General features: G+C 58.5%; 22 protein-coding genes. 20 read left to right on the forward strand and 2 right to left on the reverse strand.

The genetic code is table 11. The features are described 5' to 3' along the window. Window positions 1-62 precede the first annotated feature (62 nt). The 4 genes from RF819_RS16560 to RF819_RS16575 all read left to right on the forward strand — a co-directional run bounded on the left by RF819_RS16560 (window position 63) and on the right by RF819_RS16575 (window position 5549). Window positions 63-2738 (forward strand): circularly permuted type 2 ATP-grasp protein, encoded by a 2676-nt coding sequence (locus tag RF819_RS16560; protein ID WP_078365997.1) that lies wholly within the window; start codon window positions 63-65, stop codon window positions 2736-2738. Then, on the forward strand, window positions 2735-3775 hold the full coding sequence (locus tag RF819_RS16565; protein ID WP_078365998.1) for a transglutaminase family protein: 1041 nt from the start codon (window positions 2735-2737) through the stop codon (window positions 3773-3775). The genes RF819_RS16560 and RF819_RS16565 overlap by 4 nt, the downstream gene beginning before the upstream one ends. A gap of 128 nt (window positions 3776-3903) precedes the next feature. Then, on the forward strand, window positions 3904-4731 hold the full coding sequence (locus RF819_RS16570; RefSeq protein WP_078365999.1) for a proteasome-type protease: 828 nt from the start codon (window positions 3904-3906) through the stop codon (window positions 4729-4731). A gap of 2 nt (window positions 4732-4733) precedes the next feature. Further along, window positions 4734-5549, forward strand: coding sequence for an alpha/beta fold hydrolase (locus tag RF819_RS16575; protein ID WP_078367006.1), 816 nt, complete (start codon window positions 4734-4736; stop codon window positions 5547-5549). A 9-nt stretch (window positions 5550-5558) separates the two neighbouring features. Here the strand turns inward: RF819_RS16575 and RF819_RS16580 are convergent, their stop codons facing one another. Then, a complete protein-coding gene (locus tag RF819_RS16580) occupies window positions 5559-6392 on the reverse strand; it encodes an undecaprenyl-diphosphate phosphatase (RefSeq protein WP_078367007.1) in 834 nt (277 codons plus the stop codon). 91 nt (window positions 6393-6483) lie between these two features. Between RF819_RS16580 and RF819_RS16585 the strand changes: the two genes are divergently transcribed. Beyond that, window positions 6484-7143 (forward strand): LON peptidase substrate-binding domain-containing protein, encoded by a 660-nt coding sequence (locus RF819_RS16585; protein ID WP_078366000.1) that lies wholly within the window; start codon window positions 6484-6486, stop codon window positions 7141-7143. A 108-nt stretch (window positions 7144-7251) separates the two neighbouring features. Beyond that, entirely contained in the window at window positions 7252-7842 is a 591-nt protein-coding gene (locus RF819_RS16590; RefSeq protein ID WP_078366001.1) for a hypothetical protein, read from the forward strand. Here RF819_RS16590 and RF819_RS16595 read toward each other — a convergent pair. After that, window positions 7839-8975, reverse strand: a complete 1137-nt coding sequence (locus RF819_RS16595) for a DUF2157 domain-containing protein (RefSeq protein ID WP_200223927.1) — start codon at window positions 8973-8975, stop codon at window positions 7839-7841. The genes RF819_RS16590 and RF819_RS16595 overlap by 4 nt on opposite strands. Window positions 8976-9063: 88 nt before the next feature. Here RF819_RS16595 and RF819_RS16600 point away from each other — a divergent pair, with 88 nt between their 5' ends. From RF819_RS16600 to RF819_RS16665, 14 genes are all read left to right on the forward strand, one after another. Next, window positions 9064-10893: a glutamine--tRNA ligase/YqeY domain fusion protein gene (locus tag RF819_RS16600; RefSeq protein WP_078366002.1), complete on the forward strand. Its 1830-nt coding sequence runs from the start codon at window positions 9064-9066 to the stop codon at window positions 10891-10893. Between the two features lie 65 nt (window positions 10894-10958). Beyond that, window positions 10959-11858 (forward strand): hypothetical protein, encoded by a 900-nt coding sequence (locus RF819_RS16605; RefSeq protein ID WP_143541740.1) that lies wholly within the window; start codon window positions 10959-10961, stop codon window positions 11856-11858. Continuing rightward, complete coding sequence (locus RF819_RS16610; RefSeq protein ID WP_078366004.1) at window positions 11855-13498, forward strand: RNA-directed DNA polymerase; 1644 nt, start codon at window positions 11855-11857, stop codon at window positions 13496-13498. The genes RF819_RS16605 and RF819_RS16610 overlap by 4 nt, the downstream gene beginning before the upstream one ends. Window positions 13499-13585: 87 nt before the next feature. Further along, window positions 13586-14302: a phospholipase D family protein gene (locus RF819_RS16615; RefSeq protein WP_078366005.1), complete on the forward strand. Its 717-nt coding sequence runs from the start codon at window positions 13586-13588 to the stop codon at window positions 14300-14302. Window positions 14303-14414: 112 nt separating this feature from the next. Then, the gene (locus RF819_RS16620; protein WP_078366006.1) at window positions 14415-15296 is read left to right on the forward strand and encodes a GIY-YIG nuclease family protein; all 882 of its coding nucleotides are present in this window, start codon (window positions 14415-14417) and stop codon (window positions 15294-15296) included. 230 nt (window positions 15297-15526) lie between these two features. Further along, on the forward strand, window positions 15527-15769 hold the full coding sequence (locus RF819_RS16625) for a DUF4160 domain-containing protein (RefSeq protein ID WP_078367009.1): 243 nt from the start codon (window positions 15527-15529) through the stop codon (window positions 15767-15769). Next, window positions 15753-16004: a DUF2442 domain-containing protein gene (locus RF819_RS16630; RefSeq protein ID WP_078366007.1), complete on the forward strand. Its 252-nt coding sequence runs from the start codon at window positions 15753-15755 to the stop codon at window positions 16002-16004. Before RF819_RS16625 ends, RF819_RS16630 begins: the two co-directional genes overlap by 17 nt. Before the next feature lie 36 nt (window positions 16005-16040). Next, a complete protein-coding gene (locus RF819_RS16635) occupies window positions 16041-16601 on the forward strand; it encodes a DUF924 family protein (protein WP_420853889.1) in 561 nt (186 codons plus the stop codon). 182 nt (window positions 16602-16783) lie between these two features. After that, complete coding sequence (locus RF819_RS16640) at window positions 16784-17839, forward strand: alkene reductase (protein ID WP_078366009.1); 1056 nt, start codon at window positions 16784-16786, stop codon at window positions 17837-17839. Window positions 17840-17899: 60 nt separating this feature from the next. Further along, window positions 17900-18226, forward strand: coding sequence for a hypothetical protein (locus RF819_RS16645; protein WP_078366010.1), 327 nt, complete (start codon window positions 17900-17902; stop codon window positions 18224-18226). 46 nt (window positions 18227-18272) lie between these two features. Beyond that, window positions 18273-18914 (forward strand): uridine kinase, encoded by a 642-nt coding sequence (gene udk, locus RF819_RS16650; RefSeq protein WP_078366011.1) that lies wholly within the window; start codon window positions 18273-18275, stop codon window positions 18912-18914. A 56-nt stretch (window positions 18915-18970) separates the two neighbouring features. Continuing rightward, entirely contained in the window at window positions 18971-19438 is a 468-nt protein-coding gene (locus RF819_RS16655; protein WP_078366012.1) for a tellurite resistance TerB family protein, read from the forward strand. Between the two features lie 166 nt (window positions 19439-19604). Further along, complete coding sequence (locus RF819_RS16660; protein WP_078366013.1) at window positions 19605-20243, forward strand: transcriptional regulator; 639 nt, start codon at window positions 19605-19607, stop codon at window positions 20241-20243. Next, window positions 20227-20634 carry a hypothetical protein gene (locus tag RF819_RS16665; RefSeq protein WP_078366014.1) on the forward strand — a complete coding sequence of 136 codons (408 nt, stop codon included), beginning with the start codon at window positions 20227-20229 and terminating at the stop codon, window positions 20632-20634. Before RF819_RS16660 ends, RF819_RS16665 begins: the two co-directional genes overlap by 17 nt. Window positions 20635-20678: the final 44 nt, after the last annotated feature.

Here is a 20678-nt window from a genome sequence, read left to right on the forward strand (position 1 = left end):
GATCAGTTTGTTTAACCCGCGATTGTCATTCAAAGCGCGACTTCGCTGGCATACTCAACGCCATGAAGCCCGCCAAATCGTCACCCACCCAAGAAGCTGGCCCAGGCAACCCCAGCTTAGCCGACTTGGTGGCGGGCTACAAAAGCGCCAAAGGGCACTTTGACGAACTCGCGGGTGTGGTGTCAAACGGCGCTCTGCCCGGCCCCGAAGACACTACACAAAACATAGCTACCAGCCCTTTTATTACAAGGGACTGGGGCGATTTCTTTGCCACATTGGGTGACGACACCGCCGCCGACATGAACCAGCGCAGCGTGGCGCTGGCGCGCCAGATCCGTGACAACGGCATCACCTACAACGTTTATGCCGACGAGAACGGCCCGCAGCGCCCCTGGTCGCTGGACCTGTTCCCGCTGCTGGTGGATGCAGCGAGCTGGCAACACATTGAGGCCGGTGTGCTGCAACGTGTGCGCCTGCTGGAGCGGGTCATGGCCGATGTCTATGGCCCGCAAGAACTGCTGGCCTCGGGCTTTTTGCCACCGGCCCTGGTGCACGGTCACCCGGGCTATTTACGCGCCATGCACGGCATCCGGCCCGTGGGTGGGCGTTATTTGCACATTGCCGCGTTTGACATGGCCCACGGCCCCGATGGCAACTGGTGGGTAGTGGGGCAGCGCACCCAGGCGCCCTCGGGCCTGGGTTACCTGCTGGAAAACCGCCTGGCGATCTCGGCTCAGTTTGGCACCGCTTTTGACAGCCTCAGAGTGCAGCGCCTGGCCAGCACCTACCGCGCGCTGATGGACAGCCTGCGCACCCTGAGCCCGATGGGGATGGATGCACACCTGGCCCTGCTGACCCCCGGCCCCTACAACGAAACCTATTTTGAACACGCCTACCTGGCGCGTTACCTCGGTCTGACCCTGGTCGAAGGCAGTGACCTGCTGGTGCGTGACGAGCGCCTGTACCTCAAGACCCTCAAAGGCCTGGTGCCGGTGCACGGCCTGCTCAAACGTGTGGACGACCAGTACATGGACCCGCTGGAGTTGCGTGCAGACTCCACCCTGGGTGTGCCGGGCCTGCTGCAGGCGATCCGTGCGGGCAACGTGCTGGTGGCCAACACCCCGGGTTCGGCGTTTCTGGAGTCTGCGGCGCTGCTGGGCTTTTTGCCCGCGCTGTCGCGCCACCTGTTTGACGAAGAGCTGCGCCTGCCCGCCCTGCCCACCTGGTGGTGTGGTGAAAGCAGCGCCATGTTTGACGCCATGGTGCGGCTGCAGGAATGCGCCATCAAACCCACCTACCCGGGCTCCAGCAGCCACGCCAGTTTTGACGCGGTGCTGGGCGCCCGCCAGACACCCCAGTCGCTCAATGAGTGGGCTGGCCGCGTTGCCCGCCACCCCGAAGAACACACGGTGCAGGCCTACACCCCGCTGTCACAAATGCCTACCTGGCAGGCCGAGCCCGACAAACAGCCCGGCCTGGTGCCGCGCTCGGTGATGCTGCGGGTGTTTGCGGTGTCTGACGGTGAACAGGGCTGGCGCGTGTTGCCCGGCGGCTTGGCCCGCGTGGCCAGCAGTTCACAAGAGATCACCTCCATGCAGCACGGCGGCAGCAGTGCCGACGTCTGGGCGCTGACCACCGGCGAGGTCGACCACGCCACCCTGCTGCACCCGCACCTGACACCTGAGAGCCTGATGCAGCGCAAGCGCCTGGTCACCAGCCGCGCCGCTGAAAACCTGTTCTGGCTGGGCCGTTACACCGAACGCACCGAAAACGCGCTGCGCCTGGCGCGCCTGACCCTGGAATGCCTGCACGGCGAAGACCCCTCGGGTGTGCCGCTGCTGACCTGGCTGGGCCAGATGGCGGTGGCCAACACCCTGGTGCTGCCCGGTGTACCGACACCCTTGCAGGCGCCCCGGGTGTTTGAGCGCGCCCTGATCGACAGCCTGGGCAGCACCCGCAACGCCACCAGCGTGGGCTTTTATCTGCGCGCCCTGAAAATGGCCGCATCGAGCGTGCGCGAACGCCTGTCGCAAGAGCACTGGCGCATCATCACCCGTGCCGAAGAGGTGCTGTTTGCCCGTTTTGCCGAACACCGCCAGCGCGGTGACTTTCCGGTGCAACAGGCGCTGCAAATCCTCAAGGACACCAGCGACCACATGGCCGCGATCACCGGCGCGCAAACCGACCGCATGACCCGCGACGACGGCTGGCGCCTGCTGAGCATTGGCCGCCACATCGAACGCCTGGGCTTTTTGTCGACCGCCTTGAACCAGGCGCTGGCCTGCAAGAGCCTGGAGACCGACAGCGGCTTTGACGCCATGCTGGAGCTGTTTGACAACGCCATCACCTTCCATGCCGAGTTCCAGCAAAGCCGCGACATGGCGGCGATGATTGACCTGCTGGTGATTGACCGCGACAACCCGCGTTCGGTGTCCTGGGTGGCCCATACCCTGCGCGGGCGCCTGGCCAAGCTGGCTGGCAGCGATGCCAACCAGCTCTCGCCCTTGGCGCTCAAGGTGCCCAACCCCAATGCCTGGGGGCTGGCGCAACTGTGTGAAGTGGCCCCCGACCTGGTGACACCGGCCATGGCCGGTACAAGCGGCGCCACGCCCCAGTACGAGTTGCTCAGGTCGGTGCTGCAGCAGTGCAGCAACGCCGCCTATGAGGTCTCTGAAGACATCAGCGCCACCTATTTCACCCATGCAGGCCTGAGCAACCACAGCGTTGGCTTTTTATGAAGCTCAGCATCACCCATGAAACGATGTACGACTACCGCCCGGCGGTAGAGACGGCACAACACATGGCCTACCTGACACCGCGCGACCTGCCCAGCCAGCAGCGGCTGCACCACCTGCTGGAGATCACGCCCCAGCCCGCCCAGATCAGCAGCACCGAGGACGTGTTTGGCAACACCCGGCATTTTTTCTCCTTGCAAGTGCCTCACCGTCGGCTGCAGGTGGTTGCCACCAGCGAGGTCACCACCCAAACCAGCACCCTGCCGCGCCACCTGACCAGTTGGGAGGTGGTGCGCGAACGCTTTCGTTACCACGCGGCTGCGGTGTTTGACGCCGCCAACGAGTTTGTTTTTGCCTCCAGCATGGCGCCGCACCACAGCGACTTTGCGGCCTACGCGCGGCCCAGCTTCCCTCCTGGCCAGAGCCTGCTGCTGTGTGCGCTGGACCTGATGCACCGCATCTACCACGACTTCAGCTACGAGAGCCTGAGCACCGAGGTCAACACCCCGGCGCTGCAGGCACTGGCGCAGCGCAAAGGGGTGTGTCAGGACTTTGCCCACATTTTTGTCGCCTGCCTGCGCTCCATGGGCCTGGCCGCAAGGTACGTCAGCGGTTACCTGCTGACCAATCCGGCGCCGGGCACCGTCAAGTTGCGCGGCAGCGACGCCTCCCACGCCTGGGCCTCGGTCTACCTGCCGGCCCAAAGCGCCAGCAACGACCTGCCCGCACTGCCCGCCTGCTGGGTGGATCTGGACCCCACCAACGACCGCGCGGGCTGGCCCTCGCCCGGTGAGGACTATGTGACTCTGGCCATTGGCCGCGATTTCTCCGATGTGTCACCGATGCGTGGTGTGATCCACGGCGGCGCCAGCCATGTGCTCACCGTGGGTGTGACGGTGGAGCCGGTGCCGTCGATGAGTTTTGGCTCGGAACAAAGCCAAACGCAATCCCAAAGCCAATCCCAATCTCAGTCACAAAGACAAGGTCCGCCCCCCGCAGCCGCCAAGTCGGGCGAACCATCCCGCGGACAGGGCCTGTAGCCACACGCCAGCTCCCTGCCCGGTGCTGCGAGTTTGGGGTCTAGCCGCTCCACAACATGGCAAAGGAGCCGTCTGAGGGACAATAGCGGCTTTGCCTGATCTTGTTTACCGCCCTGCCCCCCACTTCTATGACCTACTGCGTCGCCATCAAACTCAATGCCGGACTGGTGTTCCTGTCCGACTCACGCACCAACGCCGGGCTGGACCAGATCAGCACCTTTCGCAAGATGATCGTCTACGAAAAGCCCGACGACCGTTTTATGGTGCTGCTGTCAGCTGGCAACCTGAGCATTTCGCAGTCGGTGCGCGAGATCCTGCAGGTCGAAAAACTCAAGGACAACGACGACGAAGACGGCCTGACCATCTGGAACGCCAAAAGCATGTTTGACGCCGCCCGTGTGCTGGGCTCGGCCATCCGCCATGTGTACGAGCGCGACGCCGCGTCGCTCAAGCTCGCCGGGGTCGACTTCAACGTCAGCCTGATTTTTGGCGGCCAGATCAAGGGCGAAGGCATGCGCCTGTTCCAGGTCTACTCGGCGGGCAACTTCATCGAAGCCACGCCCGAGACACCTTACTTCCAGGTCGGTGAATCCAAATACGGCAAACCGGTGCTCGACCGTGTCATCACCCCGCACACCCCGCTCGACGAGGCCGCCAAGTGCGCCCTGGTGTCAATGGACTCCACCCTCAAGTCCAACCTGTCGGTGGGCCTGCCGCTGGACCTGGTGGTCTACGAGGCTGACCGCTTCCAGACCGACAAGGTGGTGTGTATCGACGAGAACAACCCCTACTTCCAGATGCTGCACAACAGCTGGGGCGCCAAGCTGCGCGAGGTGTTTGACAGCATCGAAGACCCGATGTGGAACGGCGAAGCCACCGACGTGCCGCTGATGCAAACCGCCGGCCGCAGCCTGCCCCTGAAAAAAATCACCACCCCGCAAGAGAAACTGATCTGAACATCGTTTTTTCACACGCCAACAGTTTTGGCGCCAGCACCTACCGCCTGATGTTTCAGGCGCTGCAGGCGCGTGGTCTGGTGGCGCATGCGGTGGATCAGTTTGGCCACGACCCGCTTTACCCGGTCACCAGCAACTGGCCGCACCTGGTGCGGCAACTGCTGGACTTTGCGCGGCCTGTGGTGGCGCAAGCGGGTGAACCCCTGTTTTTTGTCGGCCACTCTTTGGGTGGTTTTCTGAGTCTGATGGCCGCGGCCAGGGCGCCGGATCTGGCGCGGGGTGTGCTGCTGCTGGACGCCCCCATTCTGGGTGGCTGGCGAGCCAACCTGGTGGGCGTGGCCAAACGCACCCAGCTTGTGGGCGCCATCTCACCCGGCAAGGTCAGCCGCAACCGGCGCAACCAGTGGCCCGACGCCGCTGCAGCCCTGGCCCACTTCCAGAGCAAACAAGCGTTTGCCCAATGGCACCCGCAGGTGCTGGCCGACTACATCAGCCATGGCACGGTAGACACACAAGTCGACGGGGAACCCCGGCGTGTGCTGCGCTTCGAGCGCGAGGTCGAAACCGCCATCTACAACACCCTGCCCGACAACCTGGACGCCATGTTGCGCCAGCACCCCGTGCGCTGCCCGGTGGCCTTTATTGGTGGCACCCGCTCGGCCGAGATGAAACAGGTGGGCATGGCCCTGACCCAGCGGGTGACGCACGGCCGCACCATGATGCTTGACGGCAGCCACCTGTTTCCGATGGAGCAGCCCCTGGTGACCGCCGCCGCCATCGAGGCCGCGCTGCTGAACCTGTCCGCCCTGCAGTTCTGATCAGGGGGCTTATTCCGCCCAGGTCACCAGGCCGCTCCAGGCGGTGGCCAGCACCACCAGGCCAAAAACAATGCGGTAGTAGGCAAAACCGACAAAACTGTGGGTCGAAATAAACCGCAGCAACCAGCGGATACACAGCCAGGCACTCAGGAACGACACCACCAGCCCAACCCCGAACAGCGGCAAGTCTGCTACAGACAACAGAGCACGTTCCTTATACAGGCTATAGGCTCCCGCCCCAATCAGCGTAGGAATAGCGAGGTAGAACGAAAAATCGGTGGCGGCCTTGCGCGACAGGCCCATCAACATGCCACCAATGATGGTGGCGCCACTGCGGCTGGTGCCCGGAATCATCGCAAAACACTGCACCAGGCCCACCTTCAAAGCGTCCATCGCGGTCATGGCATCCACGTCCTGGATACGTGCCACGGCCGGGTTCTTTTCCTGGCGGCGCTCAGCCCACAAAATGATGAAACCACCAATGATGAAGGTGCTGGCCACCACCACCGGGGTGAACAAATGCGCCTTGATGGCCTTGCCAAACAGCAGGCCCAGAATCACCGCTGGCAAAAAGGCAATCACCACATTCAGCGCAAAACGTTGCGCCTGTTTGTCGGTGGGCAAAGCCACCACGGTGTCGCGGATCTTTTGCCAATAAACCAGAATCACCGCAAAAATGGCACCGGTCTGGATGGCAATGTCAAACACCTTGGCCTTGTCGTCATCAAAACCCAACAAAGCCCCTGCCAGAATCAGGTGACCGGTGGATGAAATGGGCAAAAACTCGGTCAAACCCTCTACCAGGCCCATGATGGCGGCCTTGATCAGCAACACAATATCCACGCGCACTCCTTCTTTTGTTGCGGCATTATCACAGCGCGCATGTTTGGCCCATTCGTGGGATCATGCATGCCATTTCTGACAAACACACGACATGACTGACACGCTGGCGCTCCAATCCGTTCCGCTGTTTCCGCTGAGTACGGTGCTGTTTCCAGGCGGCTATTTGCCGCTGCAGATTTTTGAGGTGCGTTACCTCGACATGGTGGGTAAATGTTTCAAAACCGGCGCACCGTTTGGTGTGGTCACCTTGAACCAGGGCAGCGAGGTGCGCCAGCCCCCCAGCGGCCTGCCAGACAGTGCCCAGGTGGCTGACGAGATTTTTTACCCCACTGGCACCCTGGCGCGTATCACCGCGCTGAGCCGACCGCAGCCCGGCCTGATGCTGATCCAGTGCACCGGCGCACAACGTTTTACCGTCAAAACACACCAGCTCCTCAAACACGGCCTGTGGGTGGCCGATGTGAACCTGCTGCCCGCCGACCAGAGTGTGCCCATCCCGCCTGACCTGCAGGCGGTGGCCAGCACCCTGCTGCGGGTTATCAACACCCTGCTTGAGCAAGAGCTGCCCGCCGACCAGATGCCAATCCATGAACCCTACCGGCTGGACGACTGCGCCTGGGTGGCCAACCGCTGGTGTGAGCTGCTGCCCATGCCGCTGGAACTCAAACACCAGCTGATGGCGCTGGACAACCCGCTGGTGCGCCTGGAGCTGGTGAGCGACCTGCTGGAGCGCAACGGCATCGCCACCTGAAGTTACATCAAACAAAGCACTTGCAAGACTTGCCAAGTGGCCCCATTTGGCACACGATAGCGCACTGCTTTCAGCCCCCACGACAACCGCACCCACCGAGCCCCCACCATGAGCATCCGCTACGCCAACGTCCTCAACCACCTGCCCGAAACCAAGATGCGCCTGTACCCCACCAAGGTGATCAACATCATTGGTGGCCCGGGCAGTGACAAGTCGCTGTTTTCAGCGGCCATCGTGTTGCACCTGAGCCTGCAGGGCAAAACGGTCGAAACCATTCCCGACTTTGCCAAGTCGCTGGTCTGGCAGCAAAACTTTGAGGTGTTGAAGAACCAGTATTTCATTGCCCAGCGGCAGTTTGAGATGCTCAACCTGATCGACGGCCAGGTGCATTTTTTGATCACCGAATGCTCTTTGCCCCAGGTGCTGTTCTACAACGAGAACTACTCGGAAAACATCTGCGACATTGCCAAAACCCGCGAGCAAATCCTGCAGTGGTACCGGCAAAACGACAACGTCAACGTGCTGGTCAAACGTGGCGACAAAAAATACGTGCGCTCAGGCCGTTTTCAGGACGAAGAACAAGCGCGTGAGGTGGACCAGGGCCTGCGCGAAATCCTGGTGCGTGAACGCCTGCCCTTCACCGAGCTGGCGCCCGACCTCAAAGCCATCCACGCCTTTGCCAACACCTTGTTGGTCTAATCCTTGGGCCGGGGCCGCAGCCCCGGTGGCAGCCAGGCTGAAAAATAGGCGTTGATCTGCGCCTCATGCCGCTGCCACCAGACCCCCAAAGCCACCACACCCAGGCCCAGCAGGCTCAGCACAAAGGCAAAACCCAGGCTGTCACCAAACACCCGGTGTGACAAATAACCCAGGTAAATCGCCACCCCCAGCCCGCCAAACACGGTGAACACCCGCCGCCCGATGGCCGCCCCGGCAAACACCAGCAGCAGGTTGATCAGGCAATACAGCGCCTTGCCCACCTCAGAGTCCGAGTCGCGCAGGCTCAGGCCACCCCAGAACATGATGGTGCCAAACAGGTACAGCCAAAACGCGTAGTCCTGCCGCCACTCTGCCTCACGCGCTTGGCGGCTGCGTGCATCCACCCACAGCGCGATAAACACCGTGGCGATGCCAAACACCAGCGACACATCGCGGGTGAACTCCCAGTCCCAATAACCCACGTCCGACCACAGAGCCTGCGCCACATCCATGCTCATGTACCACAGCGTCACCGGAATCGGCATCACCATGAACGGCAGGCGGTAGCGCCAGAGCATCACCACACCGGCGGCCAGGGTCACAAACTCCAGCGTGAGCCAGCGCCAGTTGATGTGCGTGTGGTAGGCCGAATAACTGGTTGGCCCGCCCGGCGGCCACCAGCCCAGACCATGCTGGGCACACCACACCACCAGCGGCACCAGCACCACCGCCAGCGTGGCCAAAATGCCCGCAGGCACACGCAGTTGGCGGCTTGCCAGGTGGTCGGCCACCTTCATGCAGGCCAGCAGATAGGCCGCACTCAGCAGCATCAGGCCCCAAGGGCCAAAAGCGTCCCAGCTCAGGCGCAAAAACAACGTCATGGCACCAATGGCCACCATCCCGCCAAAGTAATACAGCGTGTTGGTGAAGCTGAAACCCGGCCCGGCCGGCGCTGCAGCCGGTGACAGCCCGCCAGCCCCCGCCACCGGCTGCGCCAGCCGCGACCAGCGCGCCCACAAGGCATCGGCTTGCTGGCGGGTGATCAGCCCGTCCAACACGGCCTGGCTCAGGTCGGCCGGGCCAAGCCGCACCTGGGCGGGTTGATCGGGGTTGGGAACGCGCGGTGGGGACATGGCTATAGGTGCTTGGGTTGAACAAAGATGCGGCGCAGGGTACGCACAATACACGCCCAGCGCAAGGGCGCCGCCTAAAATGGCTGGTATGAGCCATCCTTCCCACCCAGCCTCCACCGCCGCAGCCAACAGCGCCGCAGCCCCAGACACCACCAAATCCAGCAACTTTTTGCGCCAGATCATCGAATCTGACCTCGAAAAAGGCACCTACGCATCCCGCCGCTGGGCTGGCAGCCCCGGCGACGCCGCCCACCACGCCCAGGGTGAGCCCGACCCGGCCAAGATCCGCACCCGTTTCCCGCCCGAGCCCAATGGTTACTTGCATGTGGGCCACGCCAAAAGCATCTGCATCAACTTTGGCCTGGCGCGCGACTACAACGGCGTGTGCCACCTGCGCTTTGACGACACCAACCCCGAGAAAGAAGACATTGAATACGTCAACAGCATTGTTGACGCCATCAAATGGCTGGGCTTTGACTGGAACGGCGCACCAGACGCCGCGCCCTACCAGGCCAGCGACTACTTCGACTTCATGTACCGCGCAGCGGAATATTTGATTGAAGCGGGCCTGGCCTATGTGGACGAACAAACGCCCGACCAAATGCGCGCCAACCGGGGCGACTTTGGCAAACCCGGTGTGGACAGCCCGTTCCGCAACCGCACAACGGCCGAAAATTTGGCACGTTTTCGCGAGATGCGCGACGGCAAGTATGAAGACGGCGCTATGGTTTTGCGCGCAAAGATCGACATGGCCAGCCCCAACATCAACATGCGCGACCCGGCCATCTACCGCATCAAACACGCCGAACACCACAACACCGGCAACAAGTGGTGCATCTACCCGATGTACACCTTTGCCCACCCGATTGAAGACGCGCTGGAGCAGATCACCCACAGCATCTGCACGCTGGAGTTTGAAGACCAACGCCCGTTTTACGATTGGCTGATGGACCGTTTGTGTGAAGGTGGCCTGCTGGCCGCGCCCGCGCCGCACCAGTATGAATTTGCCCGTCTGAACCTCACCTACGTGATCACCAGCAAACGCAAGCTGGCCGCACTGGTGAACGAGAAAAAGGTCAACGGCTGGGACGACCCACGCATGCCCACAATAGTTGGCCTGCGCCGCCGGGGCTACACCCCCGCTGCGATCCAAGCCTTTGCCGAACGCATTGGCGTGACCAAAAGCGACAGCTGGATCGACTACAGCACCCTGGAAGGCTGCCTGCGCGAAGACCTGGAGCTCAAAGCCCACCGTGGTTTTGCGGTGCTGAACCCGGTGAAACTGGTGCTGACCAACTGGGACGAGGTCATGGGCGCTGGCCACCTGGAGCCCTGCACCCAGCCCGCCCTGCCCCACCCGCCCGAGGGAGTGGAAAGCCCCACCCGCCATTTCACGATTGGCAAAGAGGTGTGGATCGAACGTGAAGACTTTGAAGAAGTGCCACCCAAGGGCTACAAGCGTTTGTTCCCGGGCAACAAGGTGCGCCTGAAAGGCGGCTACGTCATCGAATGCACCGGCTGCACCAAAGACGCCGACGGCAAGATCACCGAAGTGCATGCCACCGTGGTGCCCGACACCAAAAGCGGCACCCCCGGCAGCGACAGCGTCAAGGTCAAAGCCGCCATCACCTGGGTGGGCGTGGCCGATGGCGTCAACGCCGAAGTGCGTATGTACGACCGCCTGTTCCTGGACGCCCAGCCCGACGCGGGCGGCAAAGACTACCTGGAAAGCCTGAACCCCAACAGCCTGAAAGTCATCACCGCGATCGTCGAGCCCTCACTGGCCAACGCCGCAGCGGGCCAGAACTTCCAGTTTGAGCGACATGGGTACTTTGTGGCGGACCGGGTGGATCACGTTACGGGAGCTAAGCCGGTGTTTAACTTGGCGGTGGGGTTGAGGGATAGTTGGGGGAAGTAGTAATCGAATTAACAACGCCAAGTGGCAACAATAGCCATCAAATCAAAAAATAGGGAGAGGCAAAATTGGGACAATCAGAAAGCATATTCACTGACAAAAATCCGATGCAACTTTGCGATGCAACTGTTGAAAGTCACAGAGAAATTTGCCGCAAATTGAATATATTTGATTCGTACGAGGAAGAATTGACCAAAGGTGGTGCAAAAGGAGGCGAAGGCGCACCGGAAAGTTGCAAACACCTACTCACCCGTTTTTTGAATAGTGCAGCACGAACCCAACTAGCAATTTTCCCTCTTGACGGAGATTTGCCTGAAATCAATGAAGAATTGATTGCTCAACTGTCAGCCAAAAACTTGTACATCATCGATATAGCATCTGGACACGGCGCTGGCACACTATCGATAATTAACAGCATCCATCATCTGCGCATTAAAGAAGAATCCTTTCCAACAGATCCACTAGATATTGATATACATGCACTGGATTTCAGTGAGACTTCGCTGAGTTATTACGAGAATCTAATTGAAATTCTCAGATCCGACTATCTAAAAGTCGGCATAACAATCAAATTCCACAGACACATAGTCGACCTTAGAAGTGACGAAAATATAAAAACTGCTGTCGAGAATATAAAGACTAGTATTGGAAAAAATCCTCAATATTTACTAACATGCTCAGCAATATCTGGCGTTAAAAGAACGGTTTTTCAGGAGTCCTTCGCTCGCTCATACAGCTACATCGTCACAGAATTTCGTGAAGAAAATAGCTTATTTTTTTGGGTGGAGCCGCAGACCAAGGGAGACTGGATAAAGGAAAGCTGGCAAGAGCTCGCAACAGAACAAAAAATTGAATACCCATCCGATGGTTGCAAAACAAAGAACATCAGGTTCCATTGGTCTGATCCACATACAAAATCGGTTTTGCACGCGGATGCCGAGTACCTACTAATGGGACTGGCGACATGAATTCCTATTTACTAAGTCGTCCAGTTAATGCTCTAAAGAAGTTATATGCTCCTTCATATTTAGGTGCAAAAATTCGCGCATCAAAGGCGAGCGCCACTTTCATAAAAATTCAAGAGCTCGCCATTAAGAAGCGTCTCCATTCATCTGAACAATGGAACTACCGAAAATTTCAGGTATTCAAAGGACACACCGAAGATCAGCAGCCTGAATATCGTGAATATTTTGCCCCTAGCCCAAGCACTGCAGCAGCCGAGGCATACATACTGAACGATCTTTGTGATGACTTGGCAAGTACACAAATTTCAAACATTTATAGTTATATACGAACTCCGAAAGGGTCCTCGTATAACTATGAACACTACTTGCATTCTTATAGAAAAAGGAATCAAAATATTCTAGAGGCATTGAGTAGTCAGAAAAAGGCGGCAGCTCTCTTCTTGGACTTGAAGAACTACTATGCGTCAGTAAACAAAGATCTACTCATTGACGCAATAAAAAAACATCCAATATTGACCACCAAGAAAAATCGGTACTCTGTAGATTTTCTAGTTGATCAAGTTAATCAATCACCTAGCGGCATCCCAATTGGAACCGAGCTTTCACATTTACTTGGCGATATTTATATCGAGCCACTAGACAAGATTCTAAAAAAGCTACTTGGCAATAACTACTTTCGTTACGTAGATGACATCACTGTAGTATGCGATCAAGGAAAGCTCGAGCAAATTGAAAAGGATGTACGAACTGTCGTTGAGTCCTTGGGATTGATGCTTAACGACTCAAAGCGAGAGGTTTTCAACACGTCACAATGGCGTAGTGCAATAGACACATCACCCGTGGATGGGGACGATTTTTACGAGTACTGCCAAATGTTAGGGCACTGGATTGGTACTGACATCGGCAAGAAAAACTGGCTGCAGATCGAACTAGAAAATCAAGGATTTCAAATTCCTATCAGAAAAATATTCAGTAGAAACCGCAAGACCCATAACCATTTCGCAGTCAACGAAACCGAGAAAAGTGTAATAGAAAAATCTGTTGCAATTAGAAATAAATACGTAACCGCATTGGAGAAAGTGGTCGAAAACCTTTCTAAAAATTCAAATCGATGGTATCTACAGAAGACAAAAAGAGCAATAAATCCTCTTTTCTACTTACTAAACAAGCAGAACTATCAGACTATTACTGATGCAGCAAAAGAGAGCATCAAACTTAAGACTCAAGAAGAGGTATCGAATGCCCTATTGAAGAGCAGTTGCGACTGCATCATCAAGTATCCTGGTGTGACTGTGAGTACTTTCTGTGAAATTTGGGAGACTGTTCAACCGGCGGGTTTTCAATTGCGCAACTTGAAAGTTAACAACCCAAGCGTCCAAGAAATTGAATCACTGACTACCCTTGCGCTATATGGAATAGTGCCTCCCTTGGAGCAAATCAGTACATCAACCATTTGGCAAGCACTGAGGCCAGAAGTGCAATACAGAAGTGCGGCCTTAAATGGCTTTGAGGCTGAAATTGAATCCTTAAGAATAGGCATTACTGCTGATAAACAGCAATCGCTGCTTGATGACAGACTGAATGACGACGAGGATATTATTCTCAGCGGCCTTGAATTGGGCAATCAATCGATTTCCCCTTGAATAAAAGGGGCCAGCACGAGTTACTGCGGGACGGAAGTTGCGCGGCCTATCGCGGCATCAAAATAGTTCAATCAGGGATACAAATAGATGGCAAAGTTCCTAACCACCACCGGCACCAACTACCACCTAGAAGAACTGATCAAAGGCGCGTCTGACCGCCTGATCCTGATCAGCCCCTTTCTCAAGCTCAATGACCGCATGAAAGAACTTCTGGCCGACAAAAACCGGCTGAAGATCGATGTGCGTATCGTCTATGGCAAAAGCGAGTTGCAGCCACAAGAGATCGAATGGCTGCGCGGCCTGACCTACATCCGCACCAGCTTCTGCAAAAACCTGCACGCCAAGTGCTACATGAATGAGGAGCTGTGCATCATCACCAGCCTGAATCTGTACGAGTTCAGCCAGGTGAACAACAACGAGATGGGCATCCTGATCCAGCGCAGTGAAGACAGCCAGCTCTACAAAGATGCCTACGAAGAGGCGCAGCGCATCATTCGTATCAGCGAAGAAGTGCGTATTTCACTGGAACGTGTCACTAGCGAACCCGCCGCCACCGCAGCGCCAACAGATTCCAGTGACGAGGCTGACGCCACAAACGACAAGCTGCCTTCCGGTAAGCTGGCGCAAAAGCTGGGCATGAAAGCCGCCGACCTGTTGAGCCACGCCACACAACATGGTTACTTGGCATTGAACGGCGACAAACATGTTGTCACGCCCAAGGGTGAGGCAGCCGGTGTTGAGTTCGTGGCCAAGGGGCGGTTTGGACCGTACTTCTTGTGGCCGCAGGACTTTCAGCTGCGCTGAGTAGTGGCACCAATTAGCTACATTAATTGCAGCTGCTAGCTCTTATTGAAAAAGGGCTAGAGCCGTATTTCTTATAAATGTCCCCGCGACACTGACGAAGGTCGACACCACTATGCCCCGCCCCCAAACCATCCAGATCTACCTCCCAGCTGGTGACCCACGCGGTATGCGGGTCGCAGAGATCACCACGCGCATTGTTCGGGTTATTGAGGTGCCACGCAGCCAGTTGGCGGACTTTCTGAAATTGCCCGAGGCGCAGCAGGTGGGCGTTTACTTTTTGATGGGCGATCTGTCGGATGCTGGCTTGCCACGCGTCTACATCGGTCAGTCTGGCTGTGTGGGCAGCAGGTTAGCGCAGCACAACCAGAACAAGGACTTCTGGAACCGGGCGCTGGTGATCATTTCGCTTACCAACAGCTTGACGCAAACACACGCACTGTTTCTGGAGTGGTTTGCCATCGCAGAGGCCACCAAGGCCGGACGCTACAGCCTGGAGAACGGCAACACCGGCTCACAGCCCTACACCCCCGCGCCGCTGCAAGCCGATTGCCATGAGATACATGAGACAGCGGCCACCTTGTTGGCAACCTTGGGGCAACCGATCTTCGAGCCATTGACTGCCCTGGCAACAGCAGGCAATGGCCAAACAGCACCGCCCGAGTTGTTTTACTGCAAAGGCCCCGATGCCAATGGCGTGGGGGAGTACACCGCTGAAGGTTTTGTGGTTTACAAAAACTCCACTGCCCGCATAGACAACGTGGCATCGATCAAAGGCACATCACAAGAGCGATTCCGCGAGCAACTCGTCACCGATGGTGTGCTGCAACCACAAGGCAAGCAGTATGTTTTCACCCGGGACTACCTCTTCTCCAGCCCCAGCATGGCTGCGATTGCAGTGCTGGGCCGCTCGGCCAATGGCTGGATGGAATGGAAGACGGAGCAAGGGCAAACGCTGGATGGGGCGAAGCGGCAAGCAGTCATAGAAGCAGACTGAAGGATGCTACTTTTTGTAGCTGCTAGCGTTTATTTCAGTTGGGCCAGACACCAATTCGCAAAAAGAGGCCAGGCTCGATTTCCCCTTTGATCGAATGACCCGTTCTGGACAGCGGTATGCGCGCTAATCACTAGATTTTTGCTACTCTATTAGAAGCATCTAGTTCAATCTGTATGAGGTCCAGAGGTCGATTTAGCACCAAATCGTTTGACGCCGCTAAACTCCAGCCTATGCCTGTCGTGTTTCGCTACAAATCTTTTCGCTTTTTCTTCTATTCAAATGAAGGGAACCCGCGTGAGGCTATGCATATCCATGTACGTGGTGCAGAGGGAGAGGCTAAGTTTTGGTTGACTCCGACTGTTTATCTTGCAGACAGTGATGGTTTTGACGCTCGAACACTGCGCGAGTTACGAGATGCCGTCATAACAAACAAAGATCTGATTGAAAGGACCTGGAATGATCACTTCGCCTAAAGCCGTCCGGTTTGATGAAGACACCTTGTGGGTCAGCCTCTCAGACGGCCGCACCATTGCAGCGCCTCTGGCTTGGTTTCCTCGCTTGATGGAGGCGACACCTGTGCAGCTTGCCCAGGTCGAGCTGAGCAAAGGTGGTTTGCACTGGGATGCATTGGACGAAGATATTTCCATCGCAGGCCTACTGGCTGGGCAACCGGATCTGTCCAGGCACAGCAAGCAACTGACAGCCTAAGGCAGATTGGCGTAGACCCTAGGTCAGCCGCTGGCTATGCGCGCTATCCTCGCGCCCATGCAAGCCACCAACATCCTCAGTTTCTGGTTCAACGAGTTAAGTCCGCAGCAGCACTTTGCCAAAGACGCTGCGCTGGACGCCGCCATTCGCACGCGTTTTGGCGCCACGCTGGAGGCGGCTGCGCGGGGTGAGTTGGCGGCCTGGCGCGCCACGGCGGCGGGGCGGCTGGCAGAGATCATTGTGCTGGACCAGTTCTCGCGCAATGTGTACCGCGACACACCGCTCTCCTTTGCGCAGGACGCGCTGGCGCTGACCCTGGCGCAAGAGCTAGTGGCCCTGAAGCAAGACCGCAACCTGCCGCTGGCACAGCGCAGGTTTGCCTACATGCCCTACATGCACAGCGAGTCCGCGCTGGTGCACACCCAGGCCGTGGCGCTGTTTTCGCAGCCGGGTCTGGAAGAGACCCTGCGCTACGAGTTGCAACACCAGGCCATCATTGACCGCTTTGGCCGTTACCCGCACCGCAATGCCATTCTGGGCCGCACCTCCAGCGCCGAGGAGCTGGCTTTTCTGAGTGAGCCGGGGTCGTCGTTCTAAGTCAGCGCCGTCAGAAAGATGCATCTTTTGTAGCTGCTTGCCCTTATATCAAAAGGGCTAGAGGCCAATTTGGCATACAAAGCCTGGCCATTGGCTAGCGCAAACCACATTCGCCCGCTGCGGCGCCGTGAATGGGCTGCGGTGCTAAGGTCCACCCCTTTTTGACCCACTGGACATTCACCATGCTGTTTACCCCCTTGCAAGTTGGCCGCCTCACGCTGCCCAACCGCATTTTGCTTGCCCCCCTCACCCGCACCCGCGCTGGATCAGAGCACCAGCCCAACGAGCTGATGGCCGAGTACTACGCCCAGCGCGCCAGCGGCGGCCTGCTGATCACCGAGTGCACCATGGTGCTGCCCAACACCTCTGCTTTTGTGGCCGAGCCCGGCATTTACTCTGCCGAGCAGATTGAAGGCTGGAAGAAGACCACCGCCGCCGTCCACGCCAAGGGCGGGCGCATCTTTTTGCAGATCTGGCACAGCGGGCGCGCTGCGCATGCCGACATCAACGGTGGCCAGGCCAGCGTGTCGTCCACCGCGGTGCCGATTGAGGGCGACATCCACACGCCCAAGGGCAAGGTGCCCTACGCACCGGCCCGTGTGCTGACCGAGGCCGAGATTCCTGCCATCGTGGCGGGCTTTGCCCAGGGTGCCAAAAACGCCATTGAGGCGGGTTTTGACGGTGTGGAGGTGCACGGCGCCAATGGTTACCTGATCGACCAATTTTTGCGTGATGGCGCCAACCAGCGCACCGACGGTTACGGCGGCTCGATGGAGAAGCGCGCACGTTTCCTGTTTGAGGTGTTGACCGCAGTGACCGACGCCATTGGTGCGGACCGCGTGGGCCTGCGCCTGTCGCCGCTGAACAGCTTCAACAGCATGATCGACAGCGACCCGATCGGGCTGACCAGCTACCTGGCCGAAAAGCTCAACGCCTACCAACTGGCCTATTTGCACCTGATGCGCGCCGATTTTTTTGGTGTGCAGCAGGGTGATGTGATGACGGTGGCGCGCGACAAGTACAAAGGTGTGCTGGTTGGCAACATGGGCTACACCGCCGACGAGGCCACCCAAGCCATTGCAGACGGCAAGCTCGATGCGGTGGCCTTTGGCACCAGCTTCCTGGCCAACCCGGACTTGCCCGCGCGTTTCCAGGCCGGTGCCGCTTTGAACGCGCCCGACGCCAGCACCTTCTACACGCCCGGCGCCAAGGGCTATACCGACTACCCCACGCTCTAAGCCCCTGCGGCGGGGCGGCCCGCGTGCCACTATCATGGCGGCAACCACCCCGCCCACGCCATGCCCCGCCGCAAGCACCACCACGTTTATGTGGTTGAACTCTCTCCAGACGTGCTGCTGGAGCCGCGTTTTCGCAAAAGCAACCCGAACTACATCGACGGCAAGCCTTGTGTGTATGTGGGCATGACCGGGCTGGACCCCGATGTGCGCTTTGACAAACACAAGGCGGGCATCCAGGCCAACCGCTTTGTGCAGCGCTACGGCCTGCGCCTGCTGCCCGATTTGTTTGAGGGCTTCAACCCGATGCGTTACGACGACGCGGTAGACCGCGAGATTGAGATCGGCATTGACCTGCGATCAGCCGGGTTTGGTGTCTGGCAGGCCTGAGGCGGCTTGTAAACTCGCAGGCTTTGCACCTGGACCCGGAGAACGTATGCCCAAAACAAACCACAAACCCTTCGTGATCGGTGTTGCAGGGGGCAGCGGCAGTGGCAAGTCAACGGTCACACGCCAGGTGCTGGCGTCGGTCGGGCCGGACATGGCCACCGTCTTGTACCAGGACGACTACTACCTGGACCAGACCGAGATGTCGCCCGAGGAGCGGCGCAAAACCAATTACGACCACCCCGATGCGTTTGACTGGCCGCTGATGATGCAGCACCTGCAGGCGCTGCGCCGTGGTGAGGCCATCGAGATGCCCACCTACGACTTCACCGCGCACAACCGCGCCAGCAAAACCATCACCCTGCAACCCGCGCCGGTGATTGTGGTGGAAGGCCTGTTTGCGCTGTATGACGCCGAGCTGCGCAAGATGATGTCGCTCAAGATTTTTGTGGACACCGCGCCCGACGTGCGTTTTATCCGCCGCCTGCAGCGCGACATGGCCGAGCGCGGCCGCACCGCCGAGAGCGTGATCAACCAATACATGGACACCGTGCGCCCGATGCACAAACAGTTCATCGAACCCACCAAACGCCGCGCCGACGTGATCCTGCCCCACGGCGCCAACGATCCGGCCGTGGACATCATCACCACCAAAGTCAAAACCCTGATCCACGATCTGGGGCGGGCCTGAACACCCTGCAGCGCTGGGCTCTTACCAGCCATCGCCAAACGGTCACCACCCTCACCATGCTCACCCCTTTCAAAAACCTGCTGACCAGTTTTTTCATGCCCGACGAGGCCGCTGGCCCAAGCCGGGCGCAGCACCTGCAACTCGCCACGGCGGTCTTGATGGTGGAGGTGATGCGCGCGGATGCCAACATCAGCGTGGCCGAACGCGATCAGACGCTGGCCACCTTGCGCCAGCGTTTTGCGCTGGACGACGCGGCCCTGACGCAGTTGTTGGCACAAGCGGAGCAAACCGCCCAGCGCGCCAACGACTACTTTCACTTCACCAGCGCCATGAACGACGACTTCACCCAGGCCGAAAAAATCCAGGTGGTGGAGTACATGTGGCAAGTGGCCTACGCAGACGGTGCGCTGGACGCCAATGAAAACCACCTCATCAGCAAGGTGGCGGGTCTGCTGCACGTGACCCACGGTGACTACATCGTTGCCAAGATGCGCGCCAAAGAAGCCGCACAAGGCCAGGGCTGAGCCGCATTTGCTCTATTTATCAGAGCGATATGCCCTTATCTGATAAGGGCTAGAGGCAGGTTTTGCATATAAGCACGCGGAGATTTTGTCAGCTTGACAGATTGGTCATGGTGATCGTGCGCGGAGAGCCTGCACATGCAAGCCCTCGAAAAACCCCAATTCGGGTATGATCAAACCCAATATGGGTATTTTCATTTCACCAACCGAGTCACCATCTCTTGCTGACGCCCTTTTCCCTAAGGTGCGCCAGCGGATATTGGCTGTGCTGTTTGGTGCGCCTGACCGCAGCTTTTACGCCAACGAGTTGATAGCGCTGGCGGCTTCGGGCACAGGCGCGGTGCAGCGAGAGTTGGCCAGTCTGTCGGAGTCTGGGCTGCTGACCGTCAGCAAACAAGGCAACCAAAAGCATTACCAGGCCAACGCTAATACACCGGTGTTTACCGAGTTGCGCGCTCTGGTGCTCAAAACCATGGGGCTGGCTGATGTGCTGCGCAATGCGCTCAGCCCGCTGGCGGCGCAGATCGACTTTGCGTTTGTTTATGGCTCGGTGGCGCGCCAGCAAGACACAGCGCAGAGTGATGTGGACGTGATGATCATCAGCGCCAGCCTGGCTTATGGGGAGGTGTTTGGCGCGCTGGAGGATGCAAGCTTGTCACTTGAGCGCAAGGTCAACCCCACGCTCTACTCCCCGTCGGATTGGGACAAACGCGTGGCGCAAGACAGCGCCTTTGTCACCCGCGTGTTGCAGCAACCCAAAATTTGGTTGATTGGCAGCGAGGAGCAAATCCATGCACCCAGCGCTTGACAACCTGTGTGGCCCCGGCAAATCGCTCAAGGCAGAAGCCCCGGACGCCAACGAGTTGGCCGGACTGATCCGCACCGGCGTGGCCCGCCTGCAAGATGCACGCAACCCGGCCCTGGCGCTGGAAAGCCAATTCGACCTGGCCTACAACGCTGCGCATGCACTGTGTCTGGCCGCGCTACGGCGCATGGGCTACCGCGCCAGCAACCGCTACATCGTGTTTCAGGTGTTGCCCCACACCTTGGGCCTGGGACCAGAAGTCTGGCGCGTGCTTGACAAGTGCCACAACACGCGCAACCTGGGCGAGTACGAAGGTTTGCTGGACGTGGATCACCGCTTGGTCGCGGACTTGATTGCCGCGACCGATGCGGTGGCGCAAGCGATTCAAAAATAGGCTGGCAACCGGCTTGCTCCGGACATCGTTTTTTTGCAGCTACC

Source organism: Rhodoferax fermentans (assembly GCF_002017865.1).
GTDB classification, from domain to species: domain Bacteria; phylum Pseudomonadota; class Gammaproteobacteria; order Burkholderiales; family Burkholderiaceae_C; genus Rhodoferax; species Rhodoferax fermentans.